This window comes from Flavobacterium soyae (assembly GCF_045348165.1).
Lineage (GTDB): Bacteria > Bacteroidota > Bacteroidia > Flavobacteriales > Flavobacteriaceae > Flavobacterium > Flavobacterium soyae.
In genome coordinates, this window is the sequence record NZ_CP150845.1 from 1,444,981 (window position 1) to 1,463,498 (window position 18,518).

The following is an 18,518-nucleotide window of genomic DNA, read 5'->3' on the forward strand; positions in this document are numbered from 1 at the left end:
CGATAAAAAAAAGCGAGAACCAATTTGATTCTCGCTTTTGTATTTTTTAATATTCCGGAGCCAGTTCTAATTCGAGTCCTTCTAATTCTTCAGTAATTGGGATCTGACAGCCTAAACGGCTATTAGATTTAACATAAAACGCTTCCGAAAGCATAGCCTCTTCTTCATCTCCCATTTCTGGTAATGCAATATCATTTAGAACATAACACTGGCAGGAGGCACACATTGCCATTCCTCCACAGGTTCCTTCAACAGGAAGTTCGTATGCTTTGCATAACTCCATTATATTCATTGCCATATCAGTCGGAGCCTGTAATTCGTGTATAACTCCTTCTCGATCTTTAATTTTTATTAATACATCCATTTATTATGGGAATTTTATGATAGGATTTTATAACGTGAAAAAATCCTTTATTTATACTAACTTGCAGGTTTTGTACTAAATGCGTATTCTTTTCCATTGCTTTCTTTAAGACGCATTTTTACGCCTAAAATACTATCGTTTTTTTCAAGAATAGTAATAATTGCAACTACTGAATAATAATCTCTATCAGATTGAAAAGTTAATGTGCCTTCGTAAGTAGAGTTTAAAACTCCTTGTTTATCTGTTGTTGCAGAAACCTTTCTTGGATTCAAAAACTGAGCGGAACTGTAGGTTGCTTTGTTTGCAAATTTTCCTTTTCCATCGACAAAATCGTATAAGAAATCATAATTTCCAATACTTAAAGTTCCAGGTACATCAGCAGGGTTAATTGAAAATACAATTTTTCCAGCGTACGTAAAATCTGACCATTCTTCAGCTTCGCTTATCCATGCTTTGTCAACAACAATTGTTTTATTTTGCGCATAAATGCCTGACGCAAAAAGCATTAATAAAAATAGAACGTAAAATTTCTTCATAAAATATAAGATTAAGGGTTATGTCACAAATTTAAGTTAAAAATGCAACAAATAGTTAACTAAAACTCTTAAATCTTTACATTGTTTTTTATGAAATCCTCAAAAAACAGCAATAATAAAGCTGATTTATTGATATTTTACAAACATTAACACTTAAAGCCTATTATTCTTGTTAATTCAGTAAAACAAAACAGGACGATAAATATCCTTTTTATTACATAATATTTACCACAGTCTCAATTTGCGGTGCATATTTTTTTATAGTTGTTTCTACTCCGGCTTTAAGTGTCATTTGATTTACGCTGCAGCTTATGCAAGCACCCTCAAGACGAACTTTTACATGTTTATCGTCATCTATAGAGATTAGCGAAATATCTCCGCCGTCAGACTTTAAGAATGGCCTGATTTCGTCTAAGGCCAATAAAACATTATTTGTTAATTCTTCTGTTGTCATAATTAATGTGTCAATTGTGAAAATGTGTCAATTAGATAATTATCTAATTGTCGTATTATCTCATTATCTAGTTCTTTTTTACTGCAGAACATCCTGCCATGGTTGTAATTTTAATTGCTTCAGTAGCAGGAAGGCTTTCGTTTCTGTTTACTACTTCCTGAACTACGTTTCTGGTGATTTCTTCAAAAACGGCTTCAATAGGTGATGCTGTCTGCAAAGCAGCAGGACGTCCGTAATCGCCTGCTTCACGAATAGACTGTACAATTGGAACTTCTCCTAAAAACGGAACATTTAAATCTGCAGCAAGATTTTTTGCTCCTTCTTGTCCAAAGATATAATATTTATTATTTGGCAGTTCTTCAGGCGTAAAATAAGCCATGTTTTCGATGATTCCCAAAACAGGAACATTAATATTATCCTGCATAAACATCGAAACTCCTTTTTTAGCATCGGCAAGAGCCACAGCCTGTGGTGTACTTACTACAACAGCTCCCGTAATTGGTAAAGACTGCATGATAGAAAGGTGAATATCTCCGGTTCCCGGAGGTAAATCAAGAAGCATAAAATCTAATTCTCCCCAGTCTGCATCAAAAATCATCTGGTTTAATGCTTTTGCAGCCATTGGTCCTCTCCAGATTACTGCCTGGCTTGGTGCTGTAAAAAATCCAATAGAAAGCATTTTAATTTCATAACTTTCGATTGGTTTCATTTTCGATTTTCCGTCAATTGTAATTGAAACCGGTTTTTCATTTTCAACATCAAACATAATCGGCATCGAAGGACCGTAAATATCGGCATCTAAAACTCCAACTTTAAAACCCATTTTTGCAAGCGTAACGGCAAGATTTGCAGTAACAGTCGATTTTCCAACTCCTCCTTTTCCGGAAGCAACGGCGATAATATTTTTGATTCCCGGAATTGCACGACCTTTAATTTCGACTTTTTCAGGAGTTTCTACTTTAATATTTACTTTAATTTTTGCATCAGCAGATATTAATTCGTGAATCGTTTTTTTAATATCATCCTCAGCCCTTTTTTTGATATGCATGGCTGGCGTGTGCAATACTAAATCGACTACAACTTCGTCGCCAAAAGTAAGTACGTTAGCAACCGCACCGCTTTCGACCATATTTTTTCCTTCTCCCGCTATAGTGATTGTTTCTAAAGCTTTAAGAATTTCTTTTCTATCTAATTTCATTTTATTGTACTATTATGTATGGAAAGAAATCGATTTAAAATTCTATATTAATTTAAACTGATTTCAGACTGCAAAGATAACAGATTAAGTTCGGATTTGAACTTTTTTAAATTGTATTTATTGATATTGAGATTAGTCAAAATGATGAATACAAAATTTTAAAAGTATCGAAATAAGATTGAGATGTTTTGAAATCTTTTTTTGTTATGATTTTTTTAAAATAAGATTTGTTTAAAAATGTATGAAATTTATGATAATAAATATAAGAATTGTCGATTATCTTGATTAAATTTGAGTGCCTTAAATCTAAGATTTCCAAACAGTACAAAAAAGTATGAAAACTTATTTTTGGAGCTTCTTTATGAGTTTTCGATATTTTTTGAAACGATTTTTATTTTAAAAATTTAAACTTTAAAAATATGCGAAATTTTACTTCCCTTTCTGTAATTATTGCTTGTAGCTTTTTAATGTTTTCTATTAATGCGGCAAGCCATACTCCGAACATTAAAAATGAAAATTCAAAACTTGAAAACGTTTTTAAATTTAAAAACAAGTTTGTTTTAGGTACAATTGATGCCGCTTCAATAAACAGCTTTTATGCGAAGTACCCCAAGCTGAAAAAATATCAAAAAGATGTAGAAGATCTTTATAAAAAGAAAGATTATAATACGATTTGGTATGATGATAAAAGTGTCAGCGAATTTGGGGCTTTATTATATCATAAAGTAAGTCTGTTGGAAGAACAAGGCATAGACGCCGAAATGCCTTATATGAACTTGGTCGATGATGTTTTTAATGAAAATGTTTCTAATAAACTTCCACAGATTGATATAGAACTGCTGTTGTCTAATATGTATGTATTTTATGCAAGTAATGTATATTCTGGCGTAGATGCACAGACTTTGAAAAAAATTGGCTGGTATCTTCCAACCAAAACAATTTCGTATGATCGAATTTTAGACTCCTTAATGGGTGATCCAAGTCGATTGAATAAGGATGAAAACCTTCTTTTCAGCCAATATTATAAACTTCAGGATGTATTACAAAGATATCGAAATATTGAAAAAAAGGGCCTTTGGAAAAAAATAGCGATTGACGAAGCAAATTTCAAAGAGTTAAAACCTCTTGACAGCGGAAAAGTTATCCAGCAAATAAGAGAACGTTTGTTTGTGGTTGGCGATTTAAAAGAAGATTCTAAAAGCCAATATTATGATCAGGAAATGATGGACGCCGTTTTAAAATACAAAAAACGATACGGACTTAAACTGAATTATACTTTTACAAAAGAACAAATCGACCAGATGAACGAACCAATTGGAAACCGAATCCGCACTATTATGCTGAATATGGAGCGCTGCAGATGGATTCCAACAAAACTGGCAAAAGCTGATGAATATGTAATGGTAAATATTCCGTCGTTTAGATTGGTTTATGTAAAGAATGGAAAATATGATTTGGTGTCTGATGTTTTTGTAGGGACACGTATGACCGAAACGGTGATTTTTAGCGGTAATATCGACCGAATTGTTTTTAGCCCGTATTGGTATGTTCCAACAAGCATTATTCAAAATGAACTAAAGTTAAAAATGGCCGAGGATAAAAACTATCTCGCAGATCATAATATGGAATGGAATGGAGGCCATGTAAGACAAAAACCAGGCCCGGAAAATTCTTTGGGATTAGTCAAGTTTTTGTTTCCAAATCCAAATGATATTTACCTGCACGACACACCTGCAAAAAGTTTATTTGAATTTGAAAAACGTATTTTCAGCCACGGCTGTATTAATGTAAAAGAAGCCAAACAACTGGCAATTGAGATCTTAAAAGATGATCCTGACTGGCCGGTTGATAAAATTAACCAGGCGATGAGCGGAGAAAAAGAAACTACTTGCATGCTCAAAAATAAAATCCCGATTTATATAGGATATTTTACCGCCTGGGTAAACGATGACGGAGAAATTGGTTTTTATCCAGATGTTTATGATCGCGATAAACGTTTAGATAAACTGCTCTATTCGGATTCTGTTGCATTAAAATAAAAACAAATCCCCGTCAAGATTCTCATATCTGACGGGGATTCTTTAAAAAAATGGTCTACAAGCTTATTCGTATTTTAAATATTTTAGAACGTCTATTTTAGTAACCTGATACGCTTTTGCCAAAACAATCAGCAAAGTAAGAACTAACAGCGAAACAAGTGCAATACTAAAAGGAACGGTGGAAACATTGATTCTGAAAGCAAAATCTTCCAGCCATTTCTGCAATAAAATATAAGCCGGAACAATACCAATTGCAAATCCTGTAAAACAGAAAATAATGTATTGTTTGGATAATTCTTTCAATAAAACATCTGTTTCTGCACCAAGCGTTTTTCTAATTGCGATTTCCTTTAATCTTCTCTCCATCGAAAATGATGCCAAAGCAAACAATCCAAAAATGGCAATTGTAATAACAACCAGATTCAGGATAAAAAATAAATCTTTTTGTTTGACTTGCTGCTCATAAGTTTTTGCAAATCCTTTGTTTACAAATTCATAATCAAAAGGATAATCAGGGTTTACATTTTTCTCCCAATATATTTTTAATTTATCTAATGTTTCAGATAAATTATTTGGAGAAACTTTTAAATAAACATTATTAAAATTGTTCCATTTTAAAGTTTTAAGATTGACAAAAACCATTGGCGGTACCTTATCCTGCAATCCAGTAATATGAAAATCTTTTACAACCCCCACGATTTTTAATTTCAAATTTCCTTGCTTTTCGTCTCCAAACCCAGATGTTATAACCGTATTTATTGGATTTTTTAGGTTTAAAGTTTTAACCAGGGTTTCATTTATCAGCATATTACTAACCGTGTCTGATGCAAATTGCGGTGACAAATCACGACCCTGAACAATTTTAATCTTCATCATTTCAAGAAAACCAAAATCCATTTCAACATTTCTGGGCTGAACCATAATACCATTATGATTAAATCCTGAACTTGAGTTTGTACTGTTTCCAAAAGTTCCGGCGAAAGTAGAGATATTTTGAACGCCAGATATTTTAAGGATTTCCTGCTTCATGGCAAGATATTTATCTGTTCTTTGTTTGCGTTCAGGATAATTAAAAGGAATTCTAATTACCTGATCACCGCTAAAACCAAGATCTTTCTTCATCATATAGTCTACCTGAGAATTTACAATCAAAGCACCAATGATAAAAAATGCAGCAATACCAAACTGAAAAATAAGCATCGAATTTCGAATCCAGATTCCGCTTTTGCTTCTGGAGAAATTACCTTTTAAAACTTTTAATGTTTCAAAATTAGAGATATAAATGGCAGGGAATATACCCGCAAGAATGATTACTAATCCAAAAATCAAAATGAGCTGCAGGTAAAATTCGCTGCCATTCATAGTCAAAGTTTTCTTCAAAAAAGTGTTGTAATAAGGCAGAGAAAGTTCTACAATTGCTAAAGCAAAAATTATAGCAAGAGCAACAATTATCGCAGTTTCAAAAATAAATTGAGAAATAATCTGACCTTTACTGGCACCTACAATTTTGCGGACACCCACTTCTTTAGCTCTTTTTATAGCCGATGCTGTTGCGAGATTAATATAATTTACTAATGATAAAACCAAGATTAAAATGGACAAACCAACCATGATATAAAGCAATTGCAAATTGCCTTTACCTTCAGGAAAATTAATTCCTTGCGAAGATTTTGTTCCATGTAAACGAGCCGTTTTTAATTGATCGATTATAACAATTGTTTCGCCATTTTCCTTAAGGAATTTTTCAACTGTCTGACCACTTTCTTTCGCATCTTTTAATGTTCTGTTGACAAAATTTACATTTTGCATTTTCTTTAAAAGAACAGCAGGATCTGTTCCTTTTTTGGCTTTTACCATAAGCCCATAATTGAAATTTCCCCAACTTGTTTTGTCACCTTCACGTCTAACACCGCCAAAAACGTAATTAGGCTCAATAGATGATGGTCTCATTAAACGATAAACAGCCTTTACAGTATAATATTTAGTGTTATAATTAATTGATTTACCAATTGGGTCTTCATCCTTAAAAAGTAATTTTGCAGCTTCTTCAGATATAGCAACGCTGCTATCTTCTTTTAAAATATTGGTTTTAGCACCTTGTATAATCGGAAACGGAAAAACATCAAAAAAACCATTATCAGCAACTGTGATTTTATCAGCCATTAATTTTTTATTCCCGTATTTTATTGGCGCGTTGTCATACCAGGTATTGTTAAAAAAACAAATAGATTCAATTTCAGGAATTGTAGCTTTACAGGTTTCTCCAAAGGGTATTGAATTTGATGCCCATGTATTGCCAGTCATTCCAATTTTGTTTAGAACCTGATACGTGTTTTCCTTTTCGGGATTCCATTGATCGTAAGCGTGTTCATTATTCCAGTATAAAATGGCAAAAATCACGCTGGCAACCCCAATGCTTAATCCTAAAACATTTAAAAGCGAAAACAATTTGCTTTGCCTTAAATGATAAATAAATATTTTAAACCAGTTAAAAATCATGGTATAAGTTTTATAATTACATTAATTATTTTTTGGTCTAAAGGCTGGTTTTGCCTTTTATAGAAGAGTAAAAATTTTGCAAACAAATCCCACCAGAACTAAGATTGCAGTAATAACAAATTTTATCATTTTTTCGATTATTTAGCGTCCATAAAAACATCAACATTTCTCTGATTTAGTTTTTCAGAGAATATAACACCGTCTTTCATATGAATCGTTCTTTGCGAAAAAGAAGCATCATAATCAGAGTGGGTAACCATCAAAATTGTGGCACCTTTAGCATGTAAATCAGTTAAAAGTTCCATTACCTCATTACCGTTTTTACTGTCCAGATTTCCTGTTGGTTCATCGGCCAGAATAATTTTCGGATCATTAACCAAAGCTCTTGCAACCGCAACCCTTTGCTGCTGACCTCCCGAAAGCTGCTGCGGAAAATGTTTTAAACGGTGCGAAATATTTAATTTCTCGGCAATAGCCTCAATTTTTTGTTTTCTGTCTGATGCTTTTACATTGTTATAAAGCAAAGGCAGTTCGATATTATCATAAACTGAAAGCTCATCGATCAAGTTGAAATTCTGAAAAATAAAACCAATATTTTCTTTGCGAACTGCAGCTCTTCCTTTCTCTTTTAAGTTAATCATTTCCTGATTCAGCAATTTGTAACTCCCGTCAGTAGCGCTGTCTAAAAGTCCGATAATATTTAGTAAAGTAGATTTCCCGCAGCCGGAAGGCCCCATAATCGTTAAAAAATCTCCTTTTTTAATTTCTACATTAATACCGCTTAAAGCAGCAGTTTCAACTTCTTCGGTTCTAAATACTTTGGTTAAATTTTGTATCGTTATCATATTTTAAAGATTAGTTATTAATTACGTTTTTTGATTGATGATTGATGTTTTTATATTTTTTGTTTCGCCACGAATTTCACGAATTTTCACGAATGAATATTTTTCGTAATGCTCATAATAATTAGTGCAAATTCGTGGCAGACTTTTTTTATTAAACCGCGACTGAACACTAAAATCTGAACACTGATTACTTAAAAATTACTGCGACTGAATCGATAATTCCTCAATATCTTTATAATCTGAATAAGAAGAAATAATCACAGATTCACCTTCTTTCAAACCTTCCAGAACTTCATAATACGAAGGATTTTCTCTTCCTAATTTTATATTTCTTCTTTCGGCTTTATTTCCTTTTACTACAAAAATCCATTTCCCTGCAGTTTCCTGGTTAAAGCTTCCTTTTTGTACTACCAGTATTTTGTTTTTCTCAGATAAAATCAATTTAACTCCAAAACTTAAACCGTCTTGTAAAGCAATATCTTCTTTAGAAGTAAAAGCTAATTCTACAATAAAATGCCCGTTTTTAACTTCCGGAATTACTTTAGTAACCACAACTTCAAGTGTTTTTCCTTTAAATTCAACCTGACCTTTTAAACCTTCGCGAATTTTCTCTAAATAAAACTCATCAACATCGGCAGATAATTTATATCCTTTTTTAGAATCAATTTTCCCGATGCTTTCCCCAGCCTGAAACGTTTTTCCTAAAACAGGTTCAAAAGAAGTCAATCGGCCAGATTCTGGAGCAGTAATCAAGAAATTCTTTTTGTTATTTCTTAAAATATCCAAGCTTTTTTCCATCGTTTGAATCGAACGGTTAATTTGAGAAATCTGCAATTGATTCGATTGTTTTTCCTTTTGAATACTTTGCTGAATCGTTTTTTTACGCTCTTCCTGAAAACGAAGACTTTCCTTAAAAGTATTCCAGTCGTTTTTTGAAATCACATCTTTGGCAAACAATTTTGCATTCAAATCATATAACCTTTTGGCGTCGTTATAATCGTGTTCAATTAAAACTAAATCTTTGGTCAAATTCAATTCCTGATTTCTAATGTTTAGTTTTCCTGTATTCAAATTGTTGATCTGTTCGATAATTGCTGTTTCCTGAGTCAAATAATTCAATTCAGTATTCGGGTTGTACAAACGAGCCAGCGATTGCCCTTTTGTAACCATTGCACCGTTTTCTACAAAAATCTCTTTTACAGATCCTCCTTCTGTAACGTTTACAAGCATTACATTTAACGGCTCAACTTTTGCCTGGAAAACCACAAAATCTTCAAAAAAAGCTTTTTCAACTTTATGTATCGAAAGTTCCTCTGCTTTTACATTTAAACTTCTTTTTGAATTAAAAGAAAAAAAGAGAATTGCAGCCAAAACTAAAAAAACTACAATTGCTATTGTGAGATATCTAAATTTTCTATTTTTACGAGGAATTATCGTGTCCATTTTTTAAATAATTTACTGATAATCAATAGGTAAATTCTGTGCCATAAAATTTATTTTTTGCAAAGCCCTGATTTTAAAGAGGCTTTAAAAAACATCCAAAAAAAGAGTGTTCGATAATGAACAGTTGACCGTTCAAAATCGGACGAAAAAATACAGCATGAGAAAAAAACAAGCCCAAATATTAGTTGTTGACGATCAGGAAGAAATTCTTTTTTCGGCAAAAATGATTCTCAAAAAACATTTTGAAACGATTTTTACGACAAACAGCCCTAAAAAAATCATTTCAATTTTGAGTGAAAATGAAATAAATGTTGTTTTGCTGGATATGAATTATAGAATTGGTTTTGAAGATGGACGAGAAGGAATTCATTGGCTCAAAGAAATAAAAACACTTTCACCAAACACAATTGTGATTTTGATGACCGCTTTCGGGAAAATTGATACAGCTGTTGAAGGAATAAAAATTGGCGCTTTTGATTATGTTTTAAAACCCTGGCACAACGAAAAATTACTCGAAATAATTGATAAGGCTGTCGCCGAAAGCCGAAAAAACAGCAAAAAACAAGTTGTTGAAAAAACAGAGAAACGGTATTTTGTAGGCACATCTCAAAAAATAAAACAAGCTTATTCTATTGCAGAGAAAGTAGCCAAAACAGATGCAAACGTTTTGATTTTAGGAGAAAACGGAACCGGAAAATATGTTTTTGCGGAGTTTATCCACCAAAATTCAGCCAGAAAAAAAGAACCTTTTATTCATGTAGATTTAGGCTCCTTAAGTGATAATTTATTCGAAAGCGAACTTTTTGGATACGCAAAAGGCGCTTTTACAGATGCCAAAACCGATACGCCCGGAAGATTTGAAATGGCGCAAAACGGAACCATTTTTCTGGATGAAATTGGGAATATTCCGCTTCATCTGCAATCAAAATTATTGCACGTTTTGCAGACTAAAACCGTTACACGCTTGGGAGAAAGCAAAGCAAGACCTTTAAATGTCAGAATAATTTCGGCAACAAATAACGATATCAAAGCTGAGGTAAAAAGTAAAACCTTTAGAGAAGATTTGCTTTATAGAATTAATACGATGGAAATAAATCTGCCGTCGCTTCGGGAACGAAAAGATGATATTGTTCCGATGGCTAATTTTATTTTAGAAAGTATTGCCGAAAAATACAATCAGGAAAACTGGCGTTTTGAAGAAAATGCTGCACCATATTTAGAAAAATATCCATGGAAAGGAAATGTTCGTGAAATGGAAAATAAAATTGAACGCGCTCTTATTTTAGCCGAAAACAATACCATTTCTGTAACCGATTTAGATATTCTGGATTTTGAAGAAATTCAGGAAAATGATGATAATCCATTATCTGAAATGGAAAAAACAGCAATCGAGAAAGCACTTTTTAAACATCACGGAAACATCTCAAAAACTGCCGAAGAATTAGGATTATCAAGAGCCGCTTTGTACAGGAGGATTGAAAAATACGATTTAAAAAACTAAGATAATTTATGCCACAGATTAAAAGGATTAAAAAGATTTTTTTATCTGCTTAAATCTGTAGAATCTGCGTGAAACTAAAATAATTAGGACCACAGATTTCACGGATTAAAATGATTTTCCTCTTGTATTTGAAATTTAGTTTCACACAGATTTGAAAAAAAATCTTTTTAATCCTTTTAATCTGTGGCAAAAAATAATCTGTGGCTAAAAAACATTAAATGAAAAACTGGAAATTTTATAACGCCTTGTTCGTAAGAGTCTTGTTTGTCATGATTCTCTTTTTTATTTGCGTTTTTTTAATCTATAAAATGTTCTATTACAACGCACTTTTAGTTGGCTTTTTTGCTTTTATATTCTTAGCCGAAATGTATTTTTATGTAAAAAATGAACTCCAGTTTTACGACAGAACACTGCTTTCGATTCTTCAGAATGATTTTTCTACCAATTTTCCCGAAGAGAATAAAAAAGACAATTTTAAAAACCTCTATCTTTTATATGAAAATTTAAAAGTGCAGCAGCAAGAACAGACATCAAAAGAAATGATTTACCGTTCGCTTTTAAATAATATTGACACAGCAGCGTTAATCCTTGAAAGAGAAAACGAAGATTGGGATATATTTTTGATGAATGACTGTTTCTCTGATTTATTTAAAGTTCCAAAAGTAAGCCATTGGAAATATCTTAAAAATTACCTGCGATCACTTTGTAATGAAATTGAAAAAACAGATTTCAGCGAATTAAAATCGGCAATTTCGATTAAAATAGAAGAGGAGGATCTGCAGACTTTTATGCTGCAGACTTCCCGAACACAAACATATAACAAAGAATATTTTATTATTTTGTTAGACAGTATCCAGCGTGTTATTGAGAAAAAAGAAAAAGAAGCGTGGATTAATTTGATGAAAATTATTTCGCATGAATTAATGAATTCCTTGACGCCAATTCGTGCGCTTTCGCAGAATTTACTCCATATTGTCGATCAGGAAAGTTTAGAAGAAGACGATTTTGACGACATTAAAAGCAGTATTTCGACTATAATAAACCGAAGTGATCATTTGCAGGTTTTTGTAGAGAATTACCGTAAACTCGCCATGCTGCCAACGCCGACGAAACAAATGACGCCAATAAATGCTCTTTTCGAAGACTGCCTCCGAATTATGAGTCCGATTTTGAAAGCAGAAAATATCGAATTGATAAACGATATTCACAGTTCACGTTCTATTATGATTGATAAAAACCAAATGGAACAGGTAATTATTAATTTGATTACCAATAGTGTTTATGCTTTAAAAGAGAAAAACGAAAAGAAAATGTATGTTTCGAGTTACACCGAAAACAATCGCTTTTTCATTTCAATTTCGGATAACGGAAAAGGAATCGATCCAGAAATTCAGGACAAAATATTCCTTCCTTTCTTCACCACCAGAAAAGACGGCGCCGGAATTGGACTTACGCTTTCTAAAAACATTATCGAAGCGCACGGCGGCTACTTAAGCTACCAAACAGATGAAGATAAAACAAGTTTTGTAATCTGCTTGATTTAAAATGAACCATATAAGTTATATAAGTTCATTTAAAAAGTATTAGTATTCAATTTTTAAAAAGTTTCATTCGGGTCTCCTGCAAGGTTTCCAAAACCTTGTAGGTATTTTTATAGTTACCAATTATAGATTATTTGAAAGAATTTATGCCTGCAAGGTTTTAAAAACCTTACAGGAAGCTCTAAAATGAACTTATATGACTTATATGGTGAAACATTTAATACTGTACTTCAGGTTTCCAAAAGTGTTTTTCGAAATCGACGATTTGATTGTTTACTACTTTAATCCCTTCGTTTTCTAAAAGCTGCTGCATTAAATTAGTTCCGTCAAAATGATGTTTTCCAGTTAAAAGCCCTTTTTGATTTACAACCCTGTGTGCCGGAACGTCATCCATATTATGGCATGCATTCATTGCCCAGCCCACCATTCGTGCTGAACGTGCAGTTCCTAAAGCCTTTGCAATTGCTCCATAAGAAGTTACTCTTCCAAACGGAATTTGTCTGGCAACGATATAAACTCTTTCGAAAAAATTTTCCTCAGCCATAATTATTTTTTTTGCCACAGATTACAAGGATTTTTTACTTTCTCTATAAAATTTAAGTTTCCCGCAGATTTTGGAGATTTAAACAGATTAATATTAAATAAAAAAATCCTTTTAGATATGCTAAATAAATCCGTGTAAAACATTTAACCACAAAGTAAAAAAATCATTTTAATCCGTATAATCTGTGGCCTATAAAATTTTTACCCGAAATAATAATTCAAAATATTAAAAAGCGTTACAATGGCAACTAACCCTGTAATACTTCCAATAATAGTATTCATGTTTCGCATTAAGTAATCGGTTTTCTTTTCTATCTTTCCAAAGAAAGCGATATAACTGTACAAAACAGCAAACGAACCCAAAACAGATCCTAAAACAAAAGTGAAAATAATGCTGTTTTCAAATACAAAAAGATTGTAAGACGCCAAAGTTACACTTACTACAACATAATACGGAATGGGAAAAAAGTTTAGTGCAGAAAGCAGGATTCCCAAGAAGAAACGACTTTTTTTACTACTCTTTTTAATCTTCGATTTCTTTTTGGTTTTTGGCTCTTTGGCAATAAACAAAAAGTATATTGTTAAAATCGAAAAAATAACAAAACCTATTTCACGTAACAAAGTAACAACATCTGGACGATTGTCGATTACCTGTGCAAATAAAACCGCAACATAAACCTGACAAAAAATCACCAAAACTGCACCGATAACAAACCATAAAGCATTCTTTTTTCCTTCTTTAAGGTTTGTTTTGGCTGCCGTCATATTGATTAATCCCGGCGGAATAATACCAATTGCAGCGGCAATAAAGCCTGAAAGTAATGGAGTAAGATATACCATTCAGTTGTTTAAGCGATTAAAAGATGTTTTTCAAAATTAAATTAGTCTTTAATTTTAAAACGAATATACGTAATTGCCTTGTTAATTTCTAAATATTGTTTTTCATAAAATGTTTGAAAAGCAGTAACTTCCTCCGGGCTTCCTTCATTTCTGTATACATTATGGTTGGCATACAAAACTTCATGGCCTTCTCCGTGAAGCAGTCCAAGCGTATAACCGTGCATAAATTCGCTGTCGGTTTTAAGGTTTACGACACCGTCTTTTTTAAGGATTTTTTTATACAATTTCAAGAACTCAGAATTCGTCATTCTGTGTTTTGTTCTTTTGTATTTTATCTGCGGATCCGGAAAAGTAATCCAGATTTCATCCACTTCATTTTCATCAAAAATATGATTGATAAGTTCGATTTGAGTACGAACAAAAGCAACATTATGAAGACCGGTTTCCACGGCAGTTTTAGCACCACGCCAGAAACGAGCACCTTTAATGTCAATTCCGATAAAATTTTTGTTGGGATATTTTTCTGCTAATCCAACTGAGTATTCACCTTTTCCACATCCTAATTCTAAAACCAGAGGATTATCATTTTTAAAGAAATCCGAATTCCATTTTCCTCTCAAAGGCATTAAATTGCCTACAACTTCTTCTCTTGTTGGTTGAAAAACGTTTTGAAATGTTTCGTTTTCTCTGAATCTTTTTAGTTTATTTTTACTTCCCACTTTTTACAAAAATTTTCAGCAAAATTAAGCAATATAAACGAATGAAAATAGTGCAATTGGGTTTTAAAGTTTTTTGCCACAGATTTTAAGGATTAAAAAGATTTTTCTAAACATTAATCTGTGTTGTCCCGTAGGGACAACTTCAAGATGCAGATTATTTGTTTTTACCAATATTCAATCTCTACGAGATACTTCTTAGTCGTGAAATATTGTTTTAAATATACTCCGTTAGGAGTAAAATATCGGTAGAAAAAAAATGGATATCGATAAAAATGTCCCCTAGGGACTATATGTTTTTAAATTGTTTGCCACGAATTACTAATTTCCACGAATTAATTTAATCGGTATGAGTGAAAAAGATTCGTGGAAATTCGTGTAATTTGTGGTAAAACTTTATTTTCAACCGTAATGCGGTTCTGTAATTGGTTTTAATTTTGGATCTAATGTTTCGTCGTGCTGCGATAAATCCAATCCGATATGTTCGTTTTCTTCAGAAACACGAAGCGGAATAATGAAATTTGTTACTTTAAATAAGAAATAAGCTCCGAAGAAAGTAAAGATTGAAACCAGAACTAAGGCAATCATATGATGTGCAAATACATTCCAGCCTCCGTGTAATAAACTTGCATTTTCACCATGCGCAAAAATTGCGGTTAAAATCATCCCCATAATTCCTCCAACACCGTGACAGGCAAAAACATCAAGAGTATCATCAAATCTTTTTGATAAACGGCAATTTACAACAGAGTTTGAAACCAAAGCCGTAACGAATCCGAAGAACATACTTTCAGGAACTGAAACAAATCCTGCGGCTGGAGTAATCGCTACCAAACCTACAACAGCTCCAATACAAGCTCCAAGAGCAGAAACTTTTCTTCCGTTCATTCTATCGAAGAAAACCCAGGTTAACATGGCTGCTGCCGATGATGTTGTAGTCGTTGCAAAAGCCATAGCAGCAGTTCCGTTGGCTGCAAGCGCAGAACCAGCGTTGAATCCGAACCAGCCAAACCATAACATTCCCGTTCCTAATAATACAAACGGAATATTGGTTGGAATATGCTGACTGTTTTTTCTTTTTCCTAAAACCAAAACTCCCGCTAAAGCTGCAAAACCAGAACTCATATGAACTACGGTTCCTCCAGCGAAATCTTTAACTCCAAAATAACTTCCTAAAATACCTGTAGGATACCAAACCGAATGACACAAAGGCGCATAAATAAAAATGGTAAACAAACTGATGAAAAGTAAATACGATATAAAACGAACACGTTCTGCAAACGAACCCGTAATAATTGCAGGAGCGATAATGGCAAACTTCATTTGGAACAATGCAAACAACATAAACGGAATTGTATTCGCTAATTGCTTATGAGGCAAGATGTTTACATAATCCATAAAAGCAAAAGTGGCTGGATTTCCGAAAAAACTATAAAAGTGATCTCCAGAACCAAAACCTACAGGTTCTCCAAATGCAAGACTAAAAGCCACAACAACCCATAAAAGTGTAACAACACCAAGACAGATAAAACTTTGTAGCATTGTCGAAATCACATTTTTGCGGCCTACCATTCCGCCATAAAAAAAAGACAATCCTGGTGTCATGATTAAAACCAGGCAACAAGAAGTCAGCATCCAGGCAACATCCGCAGGAACGATATGATCGGTTGTGTCAAATTCAGATAATACATAACTGTTTTCGGTAACAGTTGGCCAAAATGCGCCAATAATACAAACAATGCTAATAATGATAAAGGAAATGATCCAGCGCTTTTCTATTTTCATTTTTCAAATACTTTATTTAACCCTATTTTTTTTGGGGTCAAAGTTAAAAAAAATTAAATATTTAGATTTTAGGGGCTGTTAAAATAGTGGTTGTGTTTTAATTTTGGTTGAATTTGTAAAATATTGATCGCTTTTTTAATAGTTTTTCATTTTATGATTCCAAAACACACCTAATATTATCAATTATATTATAATTAATTTAATAGCGATGCTAATAAAGCCTTATAAAAGTTATGTTTATAAGAATAAAGCATAAAAATGTTTATTTTTTTTGAAGCTTCGCAATCAAAATATCTTCAATTGGTGCTTTTATTTTGGTTACGGCATCAACTTCATTATTCGGAATTGTCATTGATAATACATAATGCTGAATTTTCCATTCTTTCCCCACTTTTACCAAAACTCCAGAACCGCGGCAGATTTTCATTTGTGTATCCAATAATTCATCAAACCAAGCTGTTTTTCCTGATTTGTCAAAAAAGATATGACGTTCAAGCGCTTTAAAATTCCAGGTTGTCCCTTTGTCGAAAAACGGTTTTGCCCAAATTTGAAATTCTTTTTTTGTCCAGTTTTCGGTTGCATCAGTTCCTATGTAAATCGCATCATTGGCCAAAGTATTAAAATAAGCATCAAATTTTACCTCGCCGGCAGCTTTGTGCCACGCATCAAGAGTTTGATTGATTTTGTCTTTGTCGGTTTGAGCATTTGCAAAAGAAGCAACGAATAAAAGTAGTAGAATTGTTTTTTTCATGGAATATAGTATTTTATTTTAAAGGTAAGGAATTTTTAAACCGTTGTGTAATGGCACACGGATTTTGCGGGTTTAAACAGATTAAACGCAGATAAATTTTTCAATAACCTGCCTAATCTGTGAAATCTGTGGGCAAAAAAGCTTTACGATATTGTGAGACCTAAAACTTAAATTATCTTACATAACTTATATGGTTTAATCTCAAAAAGTGATTATATTTGAGTGCTTTAAATATCCCAAATATGAATCCGAAAATCTTTATAAGCTCACTCGCTATAACCTCATTACTTTTTGTTTCCTGCAAAAAGGAATTGGAACCACAGGAAAGTACTGCAACATCTGAATTGGTAAGACTTGGACTTGCAAAAGATACAACGAAAACGCCTTCAGTAGTTCAGCAGACTCAGGCTTCACCTTCAAATCCGAATACCGTTTTAAGCGATACAAAAGGATTAAATCCGGCTCACGGACAGCCGGGACACCGCTGTGATATTGCAGTTGGAGCACCTTTAAATTCTGCGCCAACACAACAAGTGCAGCAAGTACAACAAGTTCCAGCGCAAGCAGGACAGACAGTACAAGTAAATCCGAATCAAAAAAATGTGGTTACTACTACAGTAGCTACGCCTGTAAAAGTTGGAAAAGGAATGAATCCATCGCACGGACAGCCGGGGCATAGATGTGATATTCCGGTTGGAGCGCCTTTAAATTCTCCAGTAGCGGCTAAAACTACTCCTGCAGCTTCGACACCACAAGGCGGAACAATGACACAAAATGTAACCGTTCCTGCAGGAAATCCAGTTCCGGCTCTATTAAGCACAGATGCCAATAAAACAGTTGCAGAAGGAATGAATCCGGCACACGGACAACCAGGCCATCGCTGCGATATCGCCGTAGGAGCTCCGCTGCCAAAATCATAAGAAGAGTTGCAAAGATGCAAAGTGACAAAGGTGCAAAGTAAAACAAGCGCAAAGAAAACTTTGAACCTTTGTACCTTTTCAAAATACATAAAAAAAGACGTTTCAATCTGAAACGTCTTTTTTTATGTATTTTGAAATTTAGTGTGCTTTCAGTTTTTCGAAAGTTGTAGTAAGTGTTTTTTTAGCTTTGCTCAAAGCACCGTTAAAAGCTTTTTCAAGAGTTTCGGCATGTTCAGTTACAGTGATTGGCTGTAATTTTGCTGTACGAACTTCAAGAACACATTTTTTATCATTCAGGCTGAATTTCTCGCCATTTTCATCTCCAAAATGTACTTCAATGCGTGTGATTTTATCCTCAAAACGGGCTAAACCTTTTTCTAATTCTTCAGAGAAATATTTTTCTAATCTTTGGTGTCCTTCGATGTTTTTGTCGGTATTGATTTGAATTTTCATAACGGTTTATATTTAATGTTTGTTTCTCAAATCTATTTATTTTAGAAAGAAAAGCCAAGCGAGTTAATAAAACATTATGAAATTTTTAGT

At 33.2% G+C, this 18,518-nt stretch carries 17 protein-coding genes; 4 read left to right on the forward strand and 13 right to left on the reverse strand.

All coding sequences use genetic code 11. From position 1 onward, the window contains the following. Positions 1–46 precede the first annotated feature (46 nt). The 4 genes from AABD74_RS06405 to AABD74_RS06420 form a co-directional block, all read right to left on the reverse strand. Complete coding sequence (locus AABD74_RS06405; RefSeq protein WP_232677515.1) at positions 47–364, reverse strand: 2Fe-2S iron-sulfur cluster-binding protein; 318 nt, start codon at positions 362–364, stop codon at positions 47–49. 56 nt (positions 365–420) lie between these two features. Then, a complete protein-coding gene (locus AABD74_RS06410; RefSeq protein ID WP_232677513.1) occupies positions 421–900 on the reverse strand; it encodes a hypothetical protein in 480 nt (159 codons plus the stop codon). A 214-nt stretch (positions 901–1,114) separates the two neighbouring features. Next, positions 1,115–1,354 (reverse strand): NifU family protein, encoded by a 240-nt coding sequence (locus AABD74_RS06415; RefSeq protein WP_053469915.1) that lies wholly within the window; start codon positions 1,352–1,354, stop codon positions 1,115–1,117. 67 nt (positions 1,355–1,421) lie between these two features. Beyond that, positions 1,422–2,552: an Mrp/NBP35 family ATP-binding protein gene (locus AABD74_RS06420; RefSeq protein ID WP_232677511.1), complete on the reverse strand. Its 1,131-nt coding sequence runs from the start codon at positions 2,550–2,552 to the stop codon at positions 1,422–1,424. A 419-nt stretch (positions 2,553–2,971) separates the two neighbouring features. On the opposite strand from AABD74_RS06420, the gene AABD74_RS06425 reads away from it, so the two are divergent. After that, positions 2,972–4,591: a murein L,D-transpeptidase gene (locus AABD74_RS06425; RefSeq protein ID WP_232677509.1), complete on the forward strand. Its 1,620-nt coding sequence runs from the start codon at positions 2,972–2,974 to the stop codon at positions 4,589–4,591. A 63-nt stretch (positions 4,592–4,654) separates the two neighbouring features. Here the strand turns inward: AABD74_RS06425 and AABD74_RS06430 are convergent, their stop codons facing one another. The 3 genes from AABD74_RS06430 to AABD74_RS06440 all read right to left on the reverse strand — a co-directional run bounded on the left by AABD74_RS06430 (position 4,655) and on the right by AABD74_RS06440 (position 9,378). Then, positions 4,655–7,090 carry an ABC transporter permease gene (locus AABD74_RS06430; RefSeq protein ID WP_406845013.1) on the reverse strand — a complete coding sequence of 812 codons (2,436 nt, stop codon included), beginning with the start codon at positions 7,088–7,090 and terminating at the stop codon, positions 4,655–4,657. A gap of 137 nt (positions 7,091–7,227) precedes the next feature. Beyond that, positions 7,228–7,935, reverse strand: coding sequence for an ABC transporter ATP-binding protein (locus tag AABD74_RS06435; protein WP_232677500.1), 708 nt, complete (start codon positions 7,933–7,935; stop codon positions 7,228–7,230). Between the two features lie 198 nt (positions 7,936–8,133). After that, positions 8,134–9,378 (reverse strand): efflux RND transporter periplasmic adaptor subunit, encoded by a 1,245-nt coding sequence (locus AABD74_RS06440; RefSeq protein WP_406845014.1) that lies wholly within the window; start codon positions 9,376–9,378, stop codon positions 8,134–8,136. Positions 9,379–9,535: 157 nt separating this feature from the next. Between AABD74_RS06440 and AABD74_RS06445 the strand changes: the two genes are divergently transcribed. Beyond that, positions 9,536–10,879, forward strand: coding sequence for a sigma-54 dependent transcriptional regulator (locus AABD74_RS06445; RefSeq protein ID WP_232677487.1), 1,344 nt, complete (start codon positions 9,536–9,538; stop codon positions 10,877–10,879). Positions 10,880–11,097: 218 nt separating this feature from the next. Next, the gene (locus AABD74_RS06450; protein WP_406845015.1) at positions 11,098–12,423 is read left to right on the forward strand and encodes a sensor histidine kinase; all 1,326 of its coding nucleotides are present in this window, start codon (positions 11,098–11,100) and stop codon (positions 12,421–12,423) included. Between the two features lie 214 nt (positions 12,424–12,637). Here the strand turns inward: AABD74_RS06450 and AABD74_RS06455 are convergent, their stop codons facing one another. The 5 genes from AABD74_RS06455 to AABD74_RS06475 form a co-directional block, all read right to left on the reverse strand. Then, on the reverse strand, positions 12,638–12,964 hold the full coding sequence (locus AABD74_RS06455) for an MGMT family protein (RefSeq protein WP_232677468.1): 327 nt from the start codon (positions 12,962–12,964) through the stop codon (positions 12,638–12,640). Between the two features lie 200 nt (positions 12,965–13,164). Beyond that, positions 13,165–13,803, reverse strand: coding sequence for a LysE family transporter (locus AABD74_RS06460; protein ID WP_232677466.1), 639 nt, complete (start codon positions 13,801–13,803; stop codon positions 13,165–13,167). 41 nt (positions 13,804–13,844) lie between these two features. Beyond that, complete coding sequence (trmB, locus tag AABD74_RS06465) at positions 13,845–14,522, reverse strand: tRNA (guanosine(46)-N7)-methyltransferase TrmB (RefSeq protein ID WP_232677457.1); 678 nt, start codon at positions 14,520–14,522, stop codon at positions 13,845–13,847. Between the two features lie 399 nt (positions 14,523–14,921). Beyond that, on the reverse strand, positions 14,922–16,304 hold the full coding sequence (locus AABD74_RS06470) for an ammonium transporter (RefSeq protein ID WP_406845016.1): 1,383 nt from the start codon (positions 16,302–16,304) through the stop codon (positions 14,922–14,924). A 262-nt stretch (positions 16,305–16,566) separates the two neighbouring features. Then, positions 16,567–17,055, reverse strand: coding sequence for a nuclear transport factor 2 family protein (locus tag AABD74_RS06475; RefSeq protein ID WP_232677443.1), 489 nt, complete (start codon positions 17,053–17,055; stop codon positions 16,567–16,569). A gap of 242 nt (positions 17,056–17,297) precedes the next feature. Here AABD74_RS06475 and AABD74_RS06480 point away from each other — a divergent pair, with 242 nt between their 5' ends. Next, positions 17,298–17,975, forward strand: a complete 678-nt coding sequence (locus tag AABD74_RS06480; RefSeq protein WP_406845017.1) for a hypothetical protein — start codon at positions 17,298–17,300, stop codon at positions 17,973–17,975. Between the two features lie 138 nt (positions 17,976–18,113). Here the strand turns inward: AABD74_RS06480 and AABD74_RS06485 are convergent, their stop codons facing one another. Next, positions 18,114–18,428 carry an HPF/RaiA family ribosome-associated protein gene (locus AABD74_RS06485; protein WP_053469929.1) on the reverse strand — a complete coding sequence of 105 codons (315 nt, stop codon included), beginning with the start codon at positions 18,426–18,428 and terminating at the stop codon, positions 18,114–18,116. Between the last annotated feature and the right edge of the window lie 90 nt (positions 18,429–18,518).

Coding starts and splice junctions, on each gene's coding strand:
- AABD74_RS06405 (WP_232677515.1), bottom strand. CDS start 364: ATGGATGTATTAATAAAAATTAAAGATCGAGAAGGAGTTATACACGAA.
- AABD74_RS06455 (WP_232677468.1), bottom strand. CDS start 12,964: ATGGCTGAGGAAAATTTTTTCGAAAGAGTTTATATCGTTGCCAGACAA.
- AABD74_RS06425 (WP_232677509.1), top strand. CDS start 2,972: ATGCGAAATTTTACTTCCCTTTCTGTAATTATTGCTTGTAGCTTTTTA.
- AABD74_RS06485 (WP_053469929.1), bottom strand. CDS start 18,428: ATGAAAATTCAAATCAATACCGACAAAAACATCGAAGGACACCAAAGA.
- AABD74_RS06445 (WP_232677487.1), top strand. CDS start 9,536: ATGAGAAAAAAACAAGCCCAAATATTAGTTGTTGACGATCAGGAAGAA.
- AABD74_RS06435 (WP_232677500.1), bottom strand. CDS start 7,935: ATGATAACGATACAAAATTTAACCAAAGTATTTAGAACCGAAGAAGTT.
- AABD74_RS06430 (WP_406845013.1), bottom strand. CDS start 7,090: ATGATTTTTAACTGGTTTAAAATATTTATTTATCATTTAAGGCAAAGC.
- AABD74_RS06460 (WP_232677466.1), bottom strand. CDS start 13,803: ATGGTATATCTTACTCCATTACTTTCAGGCTTTATTGCCGCTGCAATT.
- AABD74_RS06475 (WP_232677443.1), bottom strand. CDS start 17,055: ATGAAAAAAACAATTCTACTACTTTTATTCGTTGCTTCTTTTGCAAAT.
- AABD74_RS06410 (WP_232677513.1), bottom strand. CDS start 900: ATGAAGAAATTTTACGTTCTATTTTTATTAATGCTTTTTGCGTCAGGC.
- AABD74_RS06440 (WP_406845014.1), bottom strand. CDS start 9,378: ATGGACACGATAATTCCTCGTAAAAATAGAAAATTTAGATATCTCACA.
- AABD74_RS06470 (WP_406845016.1), bottom strand. CDS start 16,304: ATGAAAATAGAAAAGCGCTGGATCATTTCCTTTATCATTATTAGCATT.
- AABD74_RS06415 (WP_053469915.1), bottom strand. CDS start 1,354: ATGACAACAGAAGAATTAACAAATAATGTTTTATTGGCCTTAGACGAA.
- AABD74_RS06480 (WP_406845017.1), top strand. CDS start 17,298: ATGAATCCGAAAATCTTTATAAGCTCACTCGCTATAACCTCATTACTT.
- AABD74_RS06450 (WP_406845015.1), top strand. CDS start 11,098: ATGAAAAACTGGAAATTTTATAACGCCTTGTTCGTAAGAGTCTTGTTT.
- AABD74_RS06420 (WP_232677511.1), bottom strand. CDS start 2,552: ATGAAATTAGATAGAAAAGAAATTCTTAAAGCTTTAGAAACAATCACT.